This window comes from Variovorax sp. TBS-050B (genome assembly GCF_029893635.1).
In the GTDB taxonomy this organism is placed as follows: Bacteria; Pseudomonadota; Gammaproteobacteria; order Burkholderiales; family Burkholderiaceae_C; genus Variovorax.
This window is the reverse complement of the sequence record NZ_JARXYR010000002.1, coordinates 3,579,571-3,597,735: the sequence shown is the minus strand read 5'-3', so window position 1 is coordinate 3,597,735 and position 18,165 is coordinate 3,579,571. Positions and strand designations below refer to the sequence as shown.

At 67.6% G+C, this 18,165-nt stretch carries 16 protein-coding genes; 14 read left to right on the top strand and 2 right to left on the bottom strand.

Annotated elements, in window-relative coordinates; all coding sequences use genetic code 11:
• Nucleotides 1–2: 2 nt before the first annotated feature.
• The 12 genes from M2165_RS19715 to M2165_RS19660 all read left to right on the top strand — a co-directional run bounded on the left by M2165_RS19715 (nt 3) and on the right by M2165_RS19660 (nt 14,174).
• A complete protein-coding gene (locus tag M2165_RS19715) occupies nt 3–980 on the top strand; it encodes a GDP-L-fucose synthase (RefSeq protein WP_280816272.1) in 978 nt (325 codons plus the stop codon).
• Nucleotides 981–1,013: 33 nt separating this feature from the next.
• Nucleotides 1,014–2,333, top strand: a complete 1,320-nt coding sequence (locus M2165_RS19710) for a hypothetical protein (RefSeq protein ID WP_280816271.1) — start codon at nt 1,014–1,016, stop codon at nt 2,331–2,333.
• 8 nt (nt 2,334–2,341) lie between these two features.
• Nucleotides 2,342–3,418 (top strand): glycosyltransferase, encoded by a 1,077-nt coding sequence (locus tag M2165_RS19705; RefSeq protein WP_280816270.1) that lies wholly within the window; start codon nt 2,342–2,344, stop codon nt 3,416–3,418.
• On the top strand, nt 3,415–4,374 hold the full coding sequence (locus M2165_RS19700; RefSeq protein ID WP_280816269.1) for a hypothetical protein: 960 nt from the start codon (nt 3,415–3,417) through the stop codon (nt 4,372–4,374). Before M2165_RS19705 ends, M2165_RS19700 begins: the two co-directional genes overlap by 4 nt.
• Nucleotides 4,375–4,399: 25 nt before the next feature.
• A complete protein-coding gene (locus M2165_RS19695) occupies nt 4,400–5,335 on the top strand; it encodes a hypothetical protein (RefSeq protein ID WP_280816268.1) in 936 nt (311 codons plus the stop codon).
• Nucleotides 5,336–5,338: 3 nt separating this feature from the next.
• The gene (locus M2165_RS19690) at nt 5,339–6,628 is read left to right on the top strand and encodes a polysaccharide biosynthesis protein (protein WP_280816267.1); all 1,290 of its coding nucleotides are present in this window, start codon (nt 5,339–5,341) and stop codon (nt 6,626–6,628) included.
• Nucleotides 6,625–7,854 carry a glycosyltransferase WbuB gene (locus tag M2165_RS19685; RefSeq protein ID WP_280816266.1) on the top strand — a complete coding sequence of 410 codons (1,230 nt, stop codon included), beginning with the start codon at nt 6,625–6,627 and terminating at the stop codon, nt 7,852–7,854. The genes M2165_RS19690 and M2165_RS19685 overlap by 4 nt, the downstream gene beginning before the upstream one ends.
• 90 nt (nt 7,855–7,944) lie before the next feature.
• Nucleotides 7,945–8,736, top strand: a complete 792-nt coding sequence (locus M2165_RS19680; RefSeq protein ID WP_280816265.1) for a response regulator transcription factor — start codon at nt 7,945–7,947, stop codon at nt 8,734–8,736.
• A gap of 31 nt (nt 8,737–8,767) precedes the next feature.
• Nucleotides 8,768–10,276 carry a mannose-1-phosphate guanylyltransferase/mannose-6-phosphate isomerase gene (locus tag M2165_RS19675; protein ID WP_280816264.1) on the top strand — a complete coding sequence of 503 codons (1,509 nt, stop codon included), beginning with the start codon at nt 8,768–8,770 and terminating at the stop codon, nt 10,274–10,276.
• Between the two features lie 1,024 nt (nt 10,277–11,300).
• A complete protein-coding gene (locus M2165_RS19670) occupies nt 11,301–13,067 on the top strand; it encodes a hypothetical protein (protein WP_280816263.1) in 1,767 nt (588 codons plus the stop codon).
• Nucleotides 13,068–13,319: 252 nt separating this feature from the next.
• Complete coding sequence (locus tag M2165_RS19665) at nt 13,320–13,559, top strand: hypothetical protein (RefSeq protein WP_280816262.1); 240 nt, start codon at nt 13,320–13,322, stop codon at nt 13,557–13,559.
• A 123-nt stretch (nt 13,560–13,682) separates the two neighbouring features.
• On the top strand, nt 13,683–14,174 hold the full coding sequence (locus tag M2165_RS19660; protein WP_280816261.1) for a 2'-5' RNA ligase family protein: 492 nt from the start codon (nt 13,683–13,685) through the stop codon (nt 14,172–14,174).
• A gap of 12 nt (nt 14,175–14,186) precedes the next feature.
• Here M2165_RS19660 and M2165_RS19655 read toward each other — a convergent pair whose 3' ends face one another.
• On the bottom strand, nt 14,187–15,182 hold the full coding sequence (locus M2165_RS19655; RefSeq protein ID WP_280816260.1) for an NADP-dependent oxidoreductase: 996 nt from the start codon (nt 15,180–15,182) through the stop codon (nt 14,187–14,189).
• Nucleotides 15,183–15,323: 141 nt separating this feature from the next.
• On the opposite strand from M2165_RS19655, the gene M2165_RS19650 reads away from it, so the two are divergent.
• Nucleotides 15,324–16,100, top strand: coding sequence for a helix-turn-helix domain-containing protein (locus M2165_RS19650; RefSeq protein ID WP_280816259.1), 777 nt, complete (start codon nt 15,324–15,326; stop codon nt 16,098–16,100).
• A gap of 154 nt (nt 16,101–16,254) precedes the next feature.
• Nucleotides 16,255–17,133 carry an arginase family protein gene (locus M2165_RS19645; protein WP_280816258.1) on the top strand — a complete coding sequence of 293 codons (879 nt, stop codon included), beginning with the start codon at nt 16,255–16,257 and terminating at the stop codon, nt 17,131–17,133.
• 12 nt (nt 17,134–17,145) lie between these two features.
• Here the strand turns inward: M2165_RS19645 and M2165_RS19640 are convergent, their stop codons facing one another.
• Entirely contained in the window at nt 17,146–18,087 is a 942-nt protein-coding gene (locus M2165_RS19640) for a hypothetical protein (RefSeq protein ID WP_280816257.1), read from the bottom strand.
• Nucleotides 18,088–18,165: the final 78 nt, after the last annotated feature.

Genomic DNA, 18,165 nt, shown 5'->3' with positions numbered 1-18,165 from the left:
ATATGCGTATCTACGTTGCTGGTCATCGCGGCATGGTGGGACAGGCGCTCATGCGGCGCCTGCTGGACCTCGGGCACGAGGTCGTCACGCGCAGCCATGAGGAACTGGACCTGCTCGACCAGGAGGCCGTGCGCCGCTTCTTCGCCGCCGAGCCCGTCGACCAGGTCTACCTGGCCGCGGCCAAGGTCGGCGGCATCCATGCCAACATGACCTATCCCGCGGAGTTCATCTATCGCAACCTGATGATCGCCGCCAATGTCACGCACCAGGCGTTCCTCGCGGGCGTCCGGCGTCTCCTGTTCCTCGGCTCGAGCTGCATCTACCCGCGGCTTGCCGAGCAGCCGATCCACGAGAACGCGCTGCTCGGCGGCAAGCTCGAGCCGACGAACGAACCCTACGCGATCGCCAAGATCGCGGGCATCAAGCTCTGCGAAAGCTACAACCGGCAGTACGGCGCCTCGCACGGCGTCGACTACCGCAGCGTGATGCCCACCAACCTCTACGGCCCGGGCGACAACTACCACATCGAGAACAGCCACGTGGTGCCGGCGCTGATCCGGCGCTTCCACCTGGCCAAGACCACCGATGCGCCCGAGGTGCTGATCTGGGGCACCGGGCGCGCGCGGCGCGAGTTCCTCTACGTGGACGACATGGCCGAGGGCTGCATCCAGGTGATGGGCCTCGCGCGCGAGCGCTACGAGCAGCTCACCACGCCGATGTGCGCGCACATCAACCTGGGCACGGGCGAGGACCTGTCGATCGCCGAGCTCGCGCAGCTGATCGGCGAGGTGGTGGGCTACCGCGGGCGCATCCGCTTCGACACCTCGCAGCCCGACGGCGCGCCGCGCAAGCTGCTCGACGTGTCGTGCGCGGCCTCGTTCGGCTGGCGCGCGACGGTGCCGCTGGCCGACGGGCTGCGCCGCACCTACGCCGACTACCAGCAGGCGCTGCGGCCGATCCAGGAAATCGCGCACGCCTGAACCCGACGCCGCCCACCAACGACGAGGCCCACCATGAGAACACTCTGCTTCTGGTTCGGCATTGCCGCCGCCTTCTTCTGCGGCTGGCTCGATCCGGTCTGGGGCTACATGGCGGTGTGCGCCCTGGCGCTGGTTCAGATCGCGGTGCTGACGGTGCCCGGGGCGAGCGCGTTCCTGCTGATCCACTACGCCACGATCCTCACCTACTTCTCGCTCGCGCCGGCCCTGCAGATCGCCGCCGACGTCTCGTTCTGGGACGCCGGCGTGCTGGACGCGCAGGCGCACCGGCAGGCGCTGACGCTGCTGCTGCTCTACATGGCGGGCGTGGAGGCCGCGCGCATCGGCATGGCCGGCCCGCCCGGGCGGCAGCCGGCCTACACCGGGCTGCAGTCCTCCGGCGTGGCGCATCCCTTCCTGCTGCTGCTGAGCGGCTCGCTCGCGGCCTTCGCCTCGCTGTTCATCCGGCCCGAGCTCAACTTCGTCGCGCGCGGCATCGTCGGCGAGGAGACCACCCTGCCGGTCGACTACATCGTCTATTCGACCCTGCCGAAGCTCATCGTGCTGATGTGCTTCGTGGCGCTCGCGATCCATGCGGTGCACCGCCGCACGGTGTGGGCCTGGTGCGCCGCGGCCATTTCCTTCGCGCTGGCGGCGCTGGCGGCCAACCCGGTCAACACGCCGCGGCAGATCCTGCTCGTGGGCCTGCTGCCGCTCTTCATCCACGGCTTCGGCCAGAAGTGGCGCTGGGCGCTGCCGGTGCTGATCTTCGGCGCGATCGCGGGGCTGGGGCCGGTGCTCAACCTGGTCTCGCGCGGCAGCTTCTGGGGCGAAACGCTCACCACCTTCCCGTACAGCCAGGACTTCGACGCCATGTTCATCGTGGCCGCGATCCTCGAGCGGGCGCCCTCGCCCGACCTGGGCATGGGCCGCTACCTGCTGTCCGCGTTCTCGTTCTTCCTGCCGCGCGACCTGAAGATGTTCCCGGACTTCGATCCGCTCGGCTGGCCCGAGATCCTGAACAACTTCTCGCAGGCCAACCTCTCGCTGCCGCCCTTCACCACCGCGTACTTCGACTTCGGCCTGCTCGGTCCGGTGCTGCTCGGCCTGGCGATCTCGGCCGGCTCGCGCGTGCTCGACCGGCTGGTCGACCGGCCGGTCGCCGTCTCGGGCAGCTATCTCTCGGCGCTGGTGCTGCTGGCCGCCTACGTGCCGTTCATGCGCGGGCCAATCCTGGGCTGGGGTCCGTTCGCGGCCTCGGGGCTGATCGCGGCGGTGCTCGCGGGCGTGCTGAGCGCGCGCGTGCGGCGGCTGCGCCGCGCCGCCGCGCCGCTGGGCGCGGCCCGCACCGCATGAGGACCGCCATGGCGACCTACCTGTTCTACGACACGATCCGCCTGAACCGCGGCGCGGGCGGCGTGCTGAACGTGTCCGAGCTGCTGCTGCGCGGCATGCGGCTCGCGGAGGGCGACCGCATCGAGGCGATCAGCGAGCGGCATCCGCGCCTTTTTGCCGCGGCCAGGCGCGTGGGCTTCAGCCGCTTCCTGCTCGAGACGCTGCTCTACAACTACCACGGGCTGCGCAGGCTGGCCTCGGGCGAGCGGGTGTTCTCGCTGTTCCCGAACTACTTCCTGCCGTTCTCGCCGCTCGGGCGGCACCGCGACTCGATCGTGATCGTGCACGACCTGCAGTACAAGTCGTACCCGCAGTACTTCAGCCGCACCAAGCGGCTGTGGCTCGACTGGAGCCTGCGGCGCGCGGCGCGCAGCGAGGCCGACGTGGTCTTCATCAGCCAGAGCAGCCAGCAGGACTTCGAGCGCCACTTCCCGCCCTGCCGGCATGCCGCGGTGATCTTCAATCCCGTGGACGCGCCGCGCGCGCCCGCACCCGCGCCCGCGCCGGCCTGCGGGCGCTACCTGATCGCGGCCTACCACTACTACCCGCACAAGAACTTCAGCGGCACGCTCGCGCTGTTCGTGCGCATGAAGCAGGCCGGCCTCGTCGACTGGCTCGACATCACGGGCAACGGCGCGGCCGAGGTCAAGCGCATGGTCGCAGGCCTGGACCCCGCGCTGCGCGACTGCATCCGCCACCGCGGGCTGGTCTCGCGCGAGGCACTGATCCGGCTCTATGGGGGCGCCACGGCCTTCATCTCGCTCTCGACCTTCGAGGGCTTCAACCTCTCGGCCGCCGAGGCGGCCACGCTGGGCGTGCCGCTGGTGCTGTCGGACATTCCGGTGCACCGCGAGCTGTTCGGCGGCTATGCCTTCCTCGTCGGCGACGCGGCCTGCGACCTGGACGAACTCGGGCGCTACCTCGCCGGGCACCGCGGCGCGCACGCGGCCTGGCCGCATGCCGAGGCCTGCGCCCCGGCCGCGGTGGCCGGGCGCTACCTGACGCTCAAGCGCGAAGCCGTCGCGCTCGCGGGAGCGATGCAATGAGGCGGCGCCTCGTCGCCCTCCGGCGCCTCGCGGCGGCCGCGCTGCTCGGCGCCGCGGCTGCCTGCGGCTTCGCGCAGGAGGCGCCCGCGCCGGGCTTCGGCGTGATGCTGCACTTCCTGCCCGACAAGCAATCGGTCGCGGCCGAGTCCGCAGCGCTCGACGTGGAGGCGCTGGCCGCCGCGCTCGCGCGCATGCGGGCCTCCTACCTGATCCTCACGCTCGGCCAGAACAACGGCCAGTTCATCGCGCCCAATGCCGCGCTGGAGGCGCTCTGCCCCGCCAGCGTGCGGCACCGGGCGCCGCGCGACCTGCCGCTGGAGATCGGCCGCGCGCTGCAGCGCCGCGGCATCGCGCTGGTGCTGTACCTGCCGTTCCGCGCGCCGCAGGAAGACGCCTATCTGATGGACTGCCTCGGCGACGTGTCCGAGCAGAAGCCGCCGCCCGCGCGCTTCACCGCCGCCTGGGCCGAGGTGGTGCGCCACTGGTCCGCGCACTACGGCCCGCTGGTGCGCGGATGGTGGTTCGACGGCACCTACAACACCGAGGGCATGTCGCCCGAGCGCTGGGCCGCGCTCTGCGCCGCGGCGCGAAGCGGCGGCACCGAGCGCTGGCTCGCCTTCAACCCGGGCGAAGGGCCGGCGCGCTTCAGCCGGCGCGCCGCGCCGTGCCAGAACCTGATGGCGGGCGAGTTCATGCAGCCGCCGGCGCCGGCCTCGCTTTCGGCGCTGCTCGACCGGCGGCCCGGCGAGCTGATGTTCCACCTGCTCACGCCGCTGGGCGCCTCGTGGGCGCAGCCGACCGCGCCGCGCTTCAGCGCCGCCCAGCTGCGCGACTGGATCGCCGAGGCCCAGGCGCGCGGCGGCCTCTTCACGCTCGACATGCCGCTCGACGCCGGCCTGCGCTTCCTGCCCGCGCACGTGGCGCTGGTGCGCAGCGCCACCGCGGCGCGGCCCTGAACCCAACCATCGATCGAACCTGAACATGAACAACACGCCGCTCGTCTTCATCGTGGTGGAAGACCGCCAGAACAAATCGCTGCTGCTGTGCCGGGAGTCGGCCGCGCGCGCGGAGGAACCGCTGGTGGTGCTCGCGGGCACCGACGCGGGGCCGGACTACGAGCGCCTGTGCCGCAGCTACGTGCACCTGTCGAGCAACCCGCCCGAGTTCGAGAAGATCTGCTTCCGGCGCTACTTCCTGCTGGCCGAGCACCTCCGGCACCACCCCGACTGCCGCGAGTTCGTGCTGATCGACAGCGACGTGCTGCTGTTCCGCGGCATCGGCGCGCACATCCGCCGAGTCGTCGGCAAGGCGGACTTCTCGGGCTCGTACATGCAGCCCCGCGACGGCTGGGATCCGTGCCAGATCTCGCCGCACGTGAGCTACTGGACGGCCGAGGGCCTGCAGCGCTTCGTGGCCTTCGTGCTCAACACCTATGCCACGCCCTCGGGCCGGCGCAAGCTGCGCGCCATCGCGGCGCGCTTTGCCGCGCGCGGGGTGCGCGGCGGCGTGTCGGACATGACGCTGCTGCACCTGTGGGCACAGGCGAGCGGCAATGCCGAGCCGATCAACCGCGTGTTCGGCGGCCGCGTGATCGACCACAACATCAACGGCGGCCACAACCTGAACGCCGACGAGTTCGAGGTGCGCGGCGGTGCCAAGCGCATCGTCCACGTCGACGGCCAGCCCTGCGTGGTCACGCCGCGCGGCGAGATGGTCAACGTGCTCGCGCTGCACTTCCAGGGCAGCGCCAAGCTGGCCATGGGGCATGCGCTGCACGGCCGCGTGCGCATGGTGGCGCTGCTGACCTATGCGCTGCTGCTCGCGCGGCGCGCCAAGAACTGGGCCTTCGTCTGCGGCCTGCTCGCGCAGCGCGCCGTGGGCGCGGGCCGCCTCGCCGATGCGCCCGCATCGAAATGAGCCATGACGACCGGAGGCACGCGCATGAACCCGCTGCTGCACCGCGCCATCGGCCTTGCCGGCATGCGTGCCGTGCCGCTGCGCGGCCTGGGTGCGCTGGCTTCGCGGCTCTACGTGTACCTCTCGGGCTTCGTCGCGCTGTTCGCGATGGCGGCCTACGTGCCGCCGGCGGAGTTCGGCGCCTATTCGATCTACCAGTCGGTGCTCGAGGTCGCGCTGGTCCTGGGCACGCTGGGCAGTTCGCTGCTGTTCTCGCGCGAGGCCGCGGCCGTGCCGCCGGGGGTGCGCGCGGGTGACGTGCGGCGCACGCTCGCAATCGGGCTGCCACTCGGCACGCTGCTGATCGCCGCGATCCTGCAGGTCCAGCACCTGCCCGTGGTGGGCACGCCCTTCCTGCTGATGGTCGCGATGCTCGCGGTGTTCTCGTTCATCGGCCTGCGGCTCGCCTACAGCCGCGGCCTGGGCCATGCCGGGCTGCTGAACCTGGAGGCGGGCATCCGCGCGACCGTGCTCTTCCTTGGCGTGGCGGCGCTCGCGGCGCTGGGCCTGGAGATGAGCGCCTCGCACCTGCTGCTCATCAACCTGGTGGCGCTGCTGGTGGTGGGTGCGGCCTGCCTGCGCCGCGGCTGGGCCGCGGGTCCGCCGCCCGGGCCGGCGCTGCTCGCACTGGGCGCGCAGGCGCGCGGGACCGGCTATTCGCTGCTGATGTTCCTGCTGCGCAAGTCGGACCTGCTCATCGTGGCCTTCTTCATGCCGCTGGGCTACGTGGGCGCCTTCAAGATCGCCTTCCTGCTCGCCGAGGCGCCCTCGCAGTTCGTGCAGGCCTTTCTCTATACCCGCACCCGCGCGATGCTCGGCACCGAGGACGGCGGCGCCGATGCGTCGACGCTGCGCTTGGCCCGGCAGTCGTTCTGGCTCGGCTGCTTCCTGTTCGCGGGCCTCGCGGTGGTCATCACCGTGGCCGCGCCGCTGCTGAAGGTGGGGCGCGAGGCGCTGGAGATCTTTCTCTGTCTGGTGCCCTACTTCCTGTTGCGCACGTACACCATCCACCACGAGATGCAGCTCTCGCTCGTCACGCCGATGGGCATGCTGGGGCGATGGGCGCTGCTCGAGGTGGCGCTGCGGCTGCTGTCCTACGCACTGGTCGTGCCGCTCTTTCCGGGCAAGCCGCACTACGTGTTCTTTCTCGCCTGCGTGACCGACTTCGTGCTGTACGAGGTGCGCATGCGCCGGCAGTTCGGCTTCTATCCCATCGTCCGGCTGGTCCGCGGCGCCTGCGGGAGCGCATCGTGAAGATCCTTCTCTATTCGATGAACTTCTCGCCCGAGCTCGTGGGCATCGGCAAGTACTCGGGCGAGATGGCCCAGTGGCTGCATGCCAAGGGCCACGAGGTGCGCGTGATCGCGTCGCCGCCCTTCTTTCCGCACTGGGCGCTGTTCGACGGCCACTCGGCCTGGGCCTGGCGCAAGACCGACTGCGACGGCATCACCGTGTGGCGCGCGCCCACTTGGGTGCCGGCGCGGCCGCGTGCGCTGGCGCGGCTGGCGCACCTGCTGTCGTTCATGGTGTCGAGCATGCCGCTGCTCTTCGCGCAGATCCGCTGGAAGCCGGACCTGGTGTTCGTCGTCGAGCCGCCGCTGATGTGCGCGCCCGCGGTGCTGTTCTTCTCGCGTCTGCTCGGCATCAAGTCGTGGCTGCACATCCAGGACTACGAGGTCGACGCGGCCTTCGACCTGGGCCTGGTGCGCGGCACGCGCGCGCGGCGCCTTGCGCTGTCGGTCGAACGCTGGCTGCTGGGCCGCTTCCATCGCGTATCGACCATCTCGGCCGCCATGCTCGACAAGGCGCGCGCCAAGGGCATCGACGCCACCCGCCTCGTGCTGCTGCCCAACTGGGTGGACGTGCGCTCGATCTTCCCGCAGCCCGCCGCCGCGGCCGGCGGCTACCGCGCGATGCTCGGCATTCCGGCCGACGAGGTGGTGGTGCTCTATGCCGGCAGCCTGGGCAGCAAGCAGGGCATCGAGCTGCTCGCCGAAGCGGCGCACCGCCTGGTGGCGGCGGCGCACATCCACTTCGTCTTCTGCGGCGAAGGCCCGAGCCGCGAGCCGCTCGAGGCCGCCTGTGCCGACCTGCCGCGGGTTCATTTCCTCGACCTCCAGCCCGTCGAGCGGCTCAACGAGCTGCTCGGCACGGCCGACATCCACGTGCTGCCGCAGCGCGCCGACGCCGCCGACCTGGTGATGCCCTCCAAGCTCGCCGGCATGCTCGCGAGCGGCAAGGCCGTGATCGTCACCGCCCATGCCGGCACCGAGCTGAGCCGCGTGGTCTCCGGCCGCGGCCTGGTGGTCGCGCCCGGCGATGCCGATGCGCTGGCCGATGCCATCGCCCATCTCGCGGTGTCGCGCCCGCAACGCGAAGCGCTGGGCGCCGCCGCCCGCGCCTTTGCGGAAACGGAGCTGGACCGCAACGCCATCCTGCTGCGGCTCGAGCAGGAGCTGCTGCGCTGCGTGGCCGACTGACCGGCAGCAGCGCCGCTCTTTCTTCCAGACGAGCCAAGTATCCCAAGGCCTATGACACCCCGTCCAACCTCCATCAAACAGGGAAACCACATGCCCGATACCGCGCCCCACTCTGCCGACGCCCCCGACTCCGCGCGGGTGTCCGAGCGCCGCCCGGTGTACACCACTGGCGTCTGTCCGCCGCCCGAACCGCTCTGGCCGCACTTTCTCACCGGCCAGGAAGACGCGCCGGTGCGCGTGCTGCTGGTCGACGACGACGAATTCATGCGCCGCGTCATCGCGCAGGAGCTGCTCTCGGACCTGCGCATCCACCTCGAAGCCCAGGCCGGCAGCGTGCGCGACGGCCGGCGCCTGCTGGCCACCCACCAGTTCGACGTGCTCATGGTCGACCTGCGGCTCGGCGACGGATCGGGCTTCGACCTGATCCGCGAGGCGCGCAAGCTGCACCGCTACTGCGAGATCATCGTCATCTCCGCGCTGGAGGACGACGCCCACGTGATCCACGCCTTCGAGCTCGGCGCCACCGGCTACCTGCTCAAGCACGCTTGGCTGCAGAGCTTCGCCCAGGCCGTGCTGCACGTGGTGAACGGCGGCGCCGTCATCACGCCCAAGCTCACGCGGCGGCTGCTCGCGCGCATGAACCTGCAGGGCACCGAGGAGCCGCCCATGCCCGAGGCGCCCGCGCGCGAGGTGACCCTGACCGCGCGCGAGCGCGAGGTGCTGCGCTGCGTGGCGCGCGGCTGCGTGTCGAAGGAGATCAGCCTGCGGCTCGGCATCTCGGGGCAGACCGTCAATGCCCACATCAAGAACATCTACAAGAAGCTGCAGGTGCACTCGCGCGCGCAGGCCGTGAGCTTTGCCACCCACACCGGTCAGCTCTGAAGCAACAGCACAGCAGAACAAGGACAACGCCATGACCACGCTTCCGCTCCCCCTCATCCACCCCGTCGTGCTCTGCGGCGGCAACGGCACGCGCCTGTGGCCGCTCTCGCGCAAGGCGCTGCCCAAGCAGTTCGCGCCGCTGATCGGCGACAAGAGCCTGCTGCAGCTCACCCTCGAACGGCTCTCCAGCCTCAACCGCGAAGTCACCTGCATCGCCTCGGAAGACCACCGTTTTCTCGTGCGCGAGGCAGCCGACAAGGCCGGCACCACCGGCCGGCAGATCCTCGAGCCCGTGGCGCGAAACACGGCCGCGGCCATCGCCGCGGCCGCGCTGCTCGCGCCCGGGCCCGAGGCGCTGCTCCTCTTCGCGCCGTCGGACCACCACATTCCCGACACCGAGCTCTTCGCCGAGACCGTGCGCAGCGGCATCGACGCCGCGCTCGCGGGCCACATCGTCACCTTCGGCATCGCGCCCAGCTTTGCCAGCACCGCCTACGGCTACATCGAGGCCGGCCCCGACCTGGCCGACGGCCGCAGCCGCGCCGTGACCCGCTTCATGGAAAAACCCAGCGCCGAGGTCGCAGAGGCGCTCATCCTGCACGGCGGCTACTGGTGGAACGCCGGCATCTTCCTTGCGCGTGCGAGCACCCTGCTGGCCGCGCTGCGCACGCATGCACCCGACATCCTCGAAGCCTGCGAACGCGCCGCCGCCGGCGTGACCGTGGACGGCAGCTTCCACCGCCTCGACCCCGAGGCCTTTGCCGCCTGCCGCAGCGACAGCATCGACTACGCCGTGATGGAAAAGCATGCCGGCGTCGCCGTCGTCAAGTTCAACGGCAACTGGAGCGACGTCGGCAGCTGGAACGCCGTCGCCAAGCTGCACGGGGCCGACGACACCGGCAACCGCCTCAGCGGCAAGGCCCGCGCCCTGGGCGCGCGCGACACCTTCATCCACGCCCCGCACCGCCCCGTGGTCGCCCTAGGCACCGAGCACCTCATCATCGTCGACACCCTCGACGCCGTGCTCGTGGCCAATGCCGATTGCGCCGAACAGGTCGGCGAGGTCGTGAAGATGCTCAGCCGCGAAGGTCACCCCGAAGCCACCGAACACCGCCGCGTGGTGCGCCCCTGGGGCGACTACGACAGCCTGGACACCGGCGAGCGCTTTCAGGTCAAGCGCATCACCGTCAAGCCCGGCTGCAAGCTTTCACTGCAGATGCACCACCACCGCTCCGAGCACTGGATCGTGGTGAAGGGCACCGCCAAGGCCACCTGCGACGGACAGGTCAGCCTGGTGCGCGAGAACGAATCGATCTACCTGCCCCTCGGCGCCATCCACCGGCTGGAGAACCCCGGCAAGACCATCCTCGAAGTCATCGAGGTGCAGACCGGCGGGTATCTGGGCGAGGACGACATCGTGCGCTTCGACGATACGTATGGCCGCTGCGCGACCGCGCCTGCGAAGGAGAAAGGCGAGGCGGTGGTGGATCCGGTGTTGTTGCAGGTGGCGACGCAGCAGGGGGCGGGGGAGAGGCATTGACGAGCAGTGGGCGGTCAATCGAAAACGGCAATCACTTCTCCAATCGATCGACCGAACACGTCAGCACCATGCGGCTCTCGATCGGCGAGTTCTTCCAGTCCGGCCGTTCACGCTTTTCATAGGCTTCGACCGTCTGGTAGCCATACGCCGTCCAGCCCCACTCCTGCGTCTGCTCGAGCGCATCACCTGAAAGGCGCAGCTCGGATTTTGCCCCTCATGGCGACGCGCTCATCGCCCGGCGTCAACGTGTTCTCCAGCCCGTCAATGCGCCATCCGATAGACCAGACACGACAGCACCATGCGACTCTCCAAAGGAGAATTCTTCCACTCTGGCAGTTCGCGCTTCTGGTACTTGTCAAGAGTTCAAATGCCTAGGCGAAATCCCTGGACTGCCAAGTAACAAAAAAGTGGGAGAGCATCGCACAATTACATTCTTTTTCCGACCGTTAATCCAAATGGCAAGTAAGTTTCTGGGCGTTGACGGCAAGTACCACCCTGCAGGCTCCTTTCTCGGTATAGATGGTAAGTATCATCCTGCCGGCTATTTTGCTGGCATAGACGGCAAGTACCATCCATCTGGATCATTCGTTGGAACTGATGGCAAATATCATCGGGCGGGGGAGTTCGCCGGGGCCGACGGAAAGTACCACCCAAGTGGGCACTTTGTAGGAGTCGACGGAAAGTACCACCCCGCCGGATCATTTGTTGGAGTCGATGGAAAGTACCATCCTCCGGGCGCATTCCTAGGGTCCGATGGCAAATACCACCCCCAAAACAGTTTCCTTGGGAACGATGGTCGCTTCCATGCCCAAGGATCCTTTTTAGGCGCCGATCATCAGTACCATCTTCCTGGGGCATTTCTGGGAATGGACGGAAAATATCACCCTGAAGGATCATTCCTGGGTGCACACGGCAGTTATGTTGAACCGGAGGGTTCTGCCGCGAGGGAACGCGCGAACCAGAATGGCCTAGACTGCTAGCAATGTCTACATTGCTCCATATAGCTTCAACTACATCGTAGCCTATGCGTTTCCGAAAATTAACAAAATGGGATGACGCGGCAAAAACCCCGGCTCTGCTTTTTGTAGTTCAACTTATTGACGAGATGCTCTTCGAGTACTCTCTCGACACGTACAAAGCATCCGTAATGCATACAGGGTTGCTTTGCCAAGAGGCTATTTCCACAATTTCAGATGTAGAGGCAGGAAACATCAAGGCTCCCAATGTTGCACATGTGGCCGCTGAACTGGCCAGCAACTTTGAACGAGATCCTGTTGCTCAGTCTTTAGTGCCTCTCCCAACAGCAGCATTTCTCCCTACGCTAAAGAATCCAAAAATCTCCCATAAGGAACTTCAAATCGCACTCGAGCTTCTCGCTGTCCAGCTTCGTTCGGAAAAGTATCGCCAGAGAAACGAAGAGCTTCTGCTAGAGGCAGTTCGCGCAGGTGCGCCCTACGGTCGGCTTCGCCGATTAACAAGAACCTACATCACGGCGCTCACAGCGATTGGTTTAAGCAGCAGGTTTTTGGAGGAAAAAGCGCGGCAAACATTTCACTATGGCCCGGGACGGGTGACGGGGCCAGAGACGCTAAACGAGTTTTTCAAGCTCTTCTCCGGCGGGGCCAATGAGTATGTGGTCGTCTTTCGAGTCGACAAAATCTTCGAACATGCCATACCTGCCTTTTCCGAGCTGAAGATGACGGTCCATCGCACCTTGCCAGATGATCTGGGTCATTTGAAGCTTCCTGGCTCCTTTAGTTCAAACGATGGGAGCTTGTCAGCCGTAGTTCGCGACGTGCGTGCACCCGATCCTTATTCAGCACGAACCGTTGCGGAACGCCTTTTGAATCTTACCGCTACGCTCCTGACGCTCTTCCACCATCGCGAACGCTCATCGTGGTTACCGGAGTGTGTTGTATATGAAAAAAATGCTGAGCAGCACTATACAATTTCCGAGCCGACGAATTCGATGCAAAAATGCACCGATTTACTTGAGACCGTAGCCAGCCGACGTCTCCAAGAGTTTGCCAACAATTTTTCTTTGGAACGAGAATCCTTTTCGAAATTCATCCGGAGCGCGGAACTCCATGCTCTGGCGGTTCGCAGTAACGCAGATGAAAATCAAATTTTGAACCTTTGGATTGCACTAGAATCATTAGTGCCTTCTGAGTCGAAGTCAGACGACACCTCCAATATCGAGCACATTACCAAATGCTTGATCCCGTTCTTAAATTATTGCTACATCGAGCGACTCATAAATAACCTTGTCAAGGATCTTCTTTACTGGAACGCGGATTTCACTAGAAAAGTGTTTAAAACAATCTCTGGCAAGAAGTTCACTGATCGACTGGTGCGGCTTGCAGCATTGCCCGAGTTCGAGGTTCCTAGACGTCGTCTTGAAGATTCATTCAAGGATTTTCATCTTTTGCGAGATCGATTCAACTATTTCAAGCAGATGCTCTCATCAGCCAACTCGGTACGCGCTGCATTGGATGCACATAGCCAGCGCTTAGAGTGGCAGATCCGTAGAATTTATAGAACTAGAAATATCATTGTGCATAGCGGCGTAACGCCTCGCTACACAAAAATGCTAATAGAACATACGCACGACTACTTAGACTCAGTTCTAAGCTTACTTGTGCGTTTAGCGTCCAATCCTAGGCAGGTTCATTCAGTTGCCCAAGGATTCAAATTTGTCGAGCTCCGTTACAAGACATACTACGAAAATCTTTCAGACAAGCACCTTGTATTCGATAATGAAAATATCGATCGCATCGTATTTTGCCGTTGAGTACTATTAGCAGCTGTCAATTAAGCAGGTTTTCTCCCCATTCAACACTAAATCTGTTCTCGCGATTTAGCACCTACACGACCTTGGACCTCTCCTTTGGGAGCACGGTGCAGACGTTTGGCCTTCCCATGTAGGGTTGTGAGAACCCGCACGTGGCACTAAGACGACCTTGGCCGCATCATTACACTGTACTTTCATACAGTATTATTGCTAGAATACGTCGTCTCCAAGAGCAACATTCAAGGCGACACCATGACCACCGCCACCCCGCCGGCGCCCTCTTCTTCTCCTCCTTCTGCGCGGATCCTGTTCTTCTCATCGCCGCTGCTTCGCCAGCTCCCGCGCGCGCATGCGGCCGCGCGGCTTTCGACCTGGCCGTTCCGCGTCGCTGCGGACAAAGGCAGCAAGAAGCTCCAGCCCTGCGACCTCCGGGTCGAGGCCGCGCGCGTGATCCGCACCACGGCGATGCAGTGGTGGCCGCCGGCCGAGTGAGCAAGCAGCGGTCCGCGCGCGTGCAGCATGTTCGAGCAAAGCATTGCCCTCGACGCGGCTTGGCAGGCTGAAGAAGAACGAAATCGCCCGCACCTCCTGATCGCCCTCTTCCCCGGCCCTGCAGTGCAGGCCGCGATCCAGGCGCACCGCGCCCAATGGCTGTGGCCGCGCGGTCACTACTTGCCGCGGCTGGACCGCCTTCATCTCACGCTGCTCGACCTCGTAGAAAAAGAAGAAGACAGCACGGCCGAAGAGCGCCTGCGCGAAGCCCTCGCGAATACGCCGACGCAGCATTCCTTCGAACTCGCGCTGAACACCTCGCGCACCTGGAACAACGACGTCTCCGTCGTTCAACCCGCCGAGCACGAAGCGCTGCACGCATTGCATGAAGGCATCCTGCGCGCGGTGCGCAGCATCGGCCTCATGGCAGCGCGCCCGGCCTGGAATCCGCACGTGACCATCGCGCGCGAGAGCGCCCACGCCGCGCGCCCGCCCACGCTCGCGCCGATCCGCTGGCAGGTGCGCGAGTTCAGGCTCGTGCGCTCGCACCGCGCGCCGCCCTACCTGCACGAGCCGCTGGCCGCGTACCCGCTCGCAGCCGCGCACCGCGCATGAGCGGCGCGGCGGCTACCAGCCGCCTTCCACGTCGATGACGACCTTGCCGATCGTGTGCCCGCCCTCGATCTGCCGATGCGCAAGCGCGAGGTCGCGCACGGGCCAGCGCTGGCTGATGTGCGGGCGGATGCCGTGGCGTAGCGCCATCTCGACGACGCGGCCGAGGGCGCGGCCCTGGCTGTGCTCGATGCCCCACATCGACGCGGCGCCCATGACGTGGTGCACGAGCGTGGCGGCCTTGGGAAAGAGCTGGCCGGCCACGGGCACGGCGGTGGGCACGATGGAGACCAGGGTGCCGAGCGGCGCGAGCGCCTCCATGGAGCGGGTGAAGACTTCGCCGCCGACGTTGTCCATGATGATCGGCATGCCGTGCGGGCCGGCCTCTTCGCGGCAGAGGGCGACGAAGTCCTCGCGGCGGTAGTCGATGACGCGCTCGGCGCCGTGGCGGCGGCAGGCCTCGATGGTTTCGGGCGAGCCGGCGGTGGCCCAGGCGCGCAGGCCGAGGGCGCGCGCGAACTGCAGCTGCAGGTGGCCGACGCCGCCCGCGCCCGCATGCACGAGCAAGCGGCGCGCGGGCGTGATGGCCAGGGCGCGCTCCAGGCATTCGAGCGCGGTCACGCCGGCGAGCGAGAGCGCGGCGGCCTCGGCATGCGAAAGCTCGGGCGGCTTGCGCTGCAGCGAGCGGTGGTCGACGAGCACCTGCTCGGCGTTGGCGCCGTGCTGGCCCGTGAGGCTGGGCGAGCCGAAGACCTCGTCGCCGGGCGCGAAGCCTGTGACAAACTCGCCCACGCGCTCGACCACGCCCGAGACGTCGTAGCCCAGCACGAGCGGAAAGCGCCGCTCGATCACGCGCTCGGCCGAGGGCCGGCGCGCGCGGATGTCCGCGGGGTTGACGCTGCTGCAGACCACGCGCACGCGCACCTCGTGCGGCCCGGGCCGCGGCACCGGGAGTTCCAGCTGCTGCAGTTCCGAGACCGTTCCATGCCGATGAATTCCAATCGCTCTCACGCTCGCTCCGAGATTCCAGTCAAAGCGACGGAAGCTACCGCGCGCACGCCGCACGGTCTTGAACGAAAACGACATGCGCGCGCGGCGGCGCTGGAAATCCGCACCCGCAAGCCGGCGGGGCCGCGCGCGCTGCCCGGCCTGGTGTCGGTGCTGGACGTGAGCGGGCGCATGGATGCGGCGGCCGACTGGCAGGGCCACACGCTGCCGGCCAACGTGGTGGTGCTGAGCGTCACGACGGGCGGCGAGATCGCGAGCGACAAGGACGACCGCGCCGCGCCGGTGCTCGCGCTCACGGGGGTGGCGACGCGGGCGGCGGGCTATGCGGTCTCGCGCGAGGTGACGGCGACGCTGGGGCTGCTCGATCCGCGCTGGCTGCATGCGGTGTTCGGCGTGGAGGCGCAGGCGCTGACCGACCGGCGCCTCGGCCTGGGCGACGTGGTGCCGGCCGGGCGCCGCGCGGCACTGCAGTCGGCGATGCGCGCGGCGGCGGGGGCGCAGGGCCGCATCGAGGTGCTGGAGCAATGGCTGCGCGAGCTGGCGCGCGAGGCGCATGCGGCGCGCGCGCTATCGCAGCAGCAGCAGCAGCACCAGCCGCCGCAGCACGACCGCGGCCACGGCCCGGACCCGCTGCTGTCGCAGCGCCAGCGCGAGCGGCCCTTCCTGCGCGAGCACGGCCTCTCGCGATCGCGCCACGTGGGCGTCGAACGCTTCCAGCGCACGGTGACGGGACTGGCGGCCGACGCACCGGGCGCGGCGCTGGCGCTCGATGCGGGCTACACCGACCAGAGCCACATGTGCCGTTCGGTGCGCGCGTTCTCGGGGCTGTCGCCCACGCAGCTGAAAGAGCGGCTGTCGACGGGCGTGTTCACCGCCACCTACGCGGCGATCCAGGGCTTCGGCAAGCAGCTGGTGCTCTGAAGAAGAGGCCGCACCCGCACCGTGCGAACGGCACGGCAGGGTCGCAGCGCGGCGTCAACCCATGACCCGGATGCCCGCATGGGACGGCGCTGCCCGCAGACCCGCGTGCTAAGCTGAAACGGACGTCAAGAGGCCATCGGAGGTTCGTTCAGCCATGCCCGATTGTGCAATCATCGAAGCCCCCTCCTCGCTCGGCCTCGCCACCGAAGGCGTCGAGCAACTGCCCGCCCGGCTGCTGGAATTCGGGCTCGCCGAGCGGATCGGCGCACGCCATGCGGGCCGCTTGCAGGTGCCCTCGAAGCAGCCCGGGCCAGACCCCGGCACCGGCGTGCTCAATGCGCCAGCGATCGCGAGCTGGTCGCCCAGGCTGGCCGATGCGGTGGCGGCGGTGCTGGATGCCGGGGAGTTCCCGCTCGTGCTGGGCGGCGACTGCACGATCCTGCTGGGGCCGATGCTCGCGCTGCGGCGGCGTGGGCGCTACGGGCTGCTCTTCATCGACGGCAATGCCGATTTCTTCCAGCCCGAGGCCGAGCCCAAAGGCGAAGGCGCTTCGATGGACCTGGCCTGGGCGACGGGCCACGGGCCCGCGCTGCTGACGAACATCGAGGGGCGCGCGCCGCTGGTCCGGGCGGAGGACACGGTGGCCTTCGGCTACCGCGATCACGAGGACCAGGAAGAGGCCGGCAGCCAGATGCCGCCGCCCGAACTGAAGACGATCGACCTGCCCGCGATCCGCGCCATGGGCATCGCTGCGGGCGCACGCGCGGCGGTGGCGCATCTGAGCCGGCCGGCGCTCGACGGCTTCTTCATCCACCTGGACGCCGACGTGCTCGACGACGCGATCATGCCGGCCGTCGATTTCCGCGTGCCGGGCGGGCTGGGCTGGGACGAACTCGAGACGGTGCTGCGCGCGGCGCTGGAGAGCGGCAAGGCGGTCGGACTGGAGATCGCGATCTACAACCCGACGCTGGACGAAGACCGCAGCGCCGGTCGCAGGCTGGCCGACCTGCTGGTGGCGGTGCTGGCGAACTGAACGGCCGCGCGCTCAGCACGCCGCGGCGTCGAGGCCGCCGAGCATGTCCTGCGCATCGTCGTCGAAGCCCGCGATGGGCTGGGCCTTGGCGAGCGCCATCCACACGCCGAAGGGAATGCGCTCGAAGGCGCGGTGCACGGCGGCGCGGGCGACGACGAGCCTTTCGCCTTCGAGCACGAGCACGCCGCATTCGGGCGGAATCTCCTCGGGCCTGGCGATGCAGCGGCCGCGCGCGTCGTTGCCGAGCACGTACCAGCATTCGCCGCCCAGGTCGAGGTAGGCGGCGCGCTTGTCGGGCTTGCGCAGGTCGCCGAGCAGGTCGGCGCGGCTGACCTTGACCTCGTGCACGATCGGGTGCGCATAGGCCTCGACGCTGGTGTTGCGGATCGAGAACACGTCGGGCCTGGCCATGCACCAGCGCGGCTTGCCGCCCTCTTCCGATGGAGGCAGGCGCGCGCGCAGGCTCAGGCCGCGCCATGCGATGCGGCCGCCGCGCGTCATCTCGCGCGCGACGCGCTCGACCAGCGCCTCGTGCGGCGAGAGCGCGGCGCGGTTGATGGTGAGCGTGGTGGCAATGCGCGCAATGCCGGCATCGGTGACGCGCAGGGTCTCGTGGCCGTGCGCGGTGCGCACGCGTTCGAGCCAGCCGCCGGCGAGCAGCTCGACCTCGATGCCGTCGCAGCAGGGCCAGCCGGCCGAGCGATAGATCTCGCGCAGGCGCCGCGCATGGAGCTTGCCGAACGGCACCTCGCCGGCCTTCTGCATCGGCGGCGGCGGGTCGCCCACGGGCGGCGGAAAGCCGGGGTCGGTGATGGGCGGTTCGACGGGCGGCGGATCGCCTTCGGGCGGCAGCCCGGGCGGCGGCGGCGGAGGCATGGGAACCGGCACGTCGGGTGCGGGCGGCGGCGGCCCGATGGGCGTGGCCACGGCAGGATCAAGGGCGAGTGCGGACATGGGAGAAACAGGTTAGCGAAAACTGTTGGGGCGCGCGAGCCATGGAACGATCGGTTGCATTCGGCGGGCCATGGACGG

Coding starts and splice junctions, on each gene's coding strand:
- M2165_RS19715 (WP_280816272.1), top strand. CDS start 3: ATGCGTATCTACGTTGCTGGTCATCGCGGCATGGTGGGACAGGCGCTC.
- M2165_RS19710 (WP_280816271.1), top strand. CDS start 1,014: ATGAGAACACTCTGCTTCTGGTTCGGCATTGCCGCCGCCTTCTTCTGC.
- M2165_RS19705 (WP_280816270.1), top strand. CDS start 2,342: ATGGCGACCTACCTGTTCTACGACACGATCCGCCTGAACCGCGGCGCG.
- M2165_RS19700 (WP_280816269.1), top strand. CDS start 3,415: ATGAGGCGGCGCCTCGTCGCCCTCCGGCGCCTCGCGGCGGCCGCGCTG.
- M2165_RS19695 (WP_280816268.1), top strand. CDS start 4,400: ATGAACAACACGCCGCTCGTCTTCATCGTGGTGGAAGACCGCCAGAAC.
- M2165_RS19690 (WP_280816267.1), top strand. CDS start 5,339: ATGACGACCGGAGGCACGCGCATGAACCCGCTGCTGCACCGCGCCATC.
- M2165_RS19680 (WP_280816265.1), top strand. CDS start 7,945: ATGCCCGATACCGCGCCCCACTCTGCCGACGCCCCCGACTCCGCGCGG.
- M2165_RS19675 (WP_280816264.1), top strand. CDS start 8,768: ATGACCACGCTTCCGCTCCCCCTCATCCACCCCGTCGTGCTCTGCGGC.
- M2165_RS19670 (WP_280816263.1), top strand. CDS start 11,301: ATGCGTTTCCGAAAATTAACAAAATGGGATGACGCGGCAAAAACCCCG.
- M2165_RS19665 (WP_280816262.1), top strand. CDS start 13,320: ATGACCACCGCCACCCCGCCGGCGCCCTCTTCTTCTCCTCCTTCTGCG.
- M2165_RS19645 (WP_280816258.1), top strand. CDS start 16,255: ATGCCCGATTGTGCAATCATCGAAGCCCCCTCCTCGCTCGGCCTCGCC.
- M2165_RS19640 (WP_280816257.1), bottom strand. CDS start 18,087: ATGTCCGCACTCGCCCTTGATCCTGCCGTGGCCACGCCCATCGGGCCG.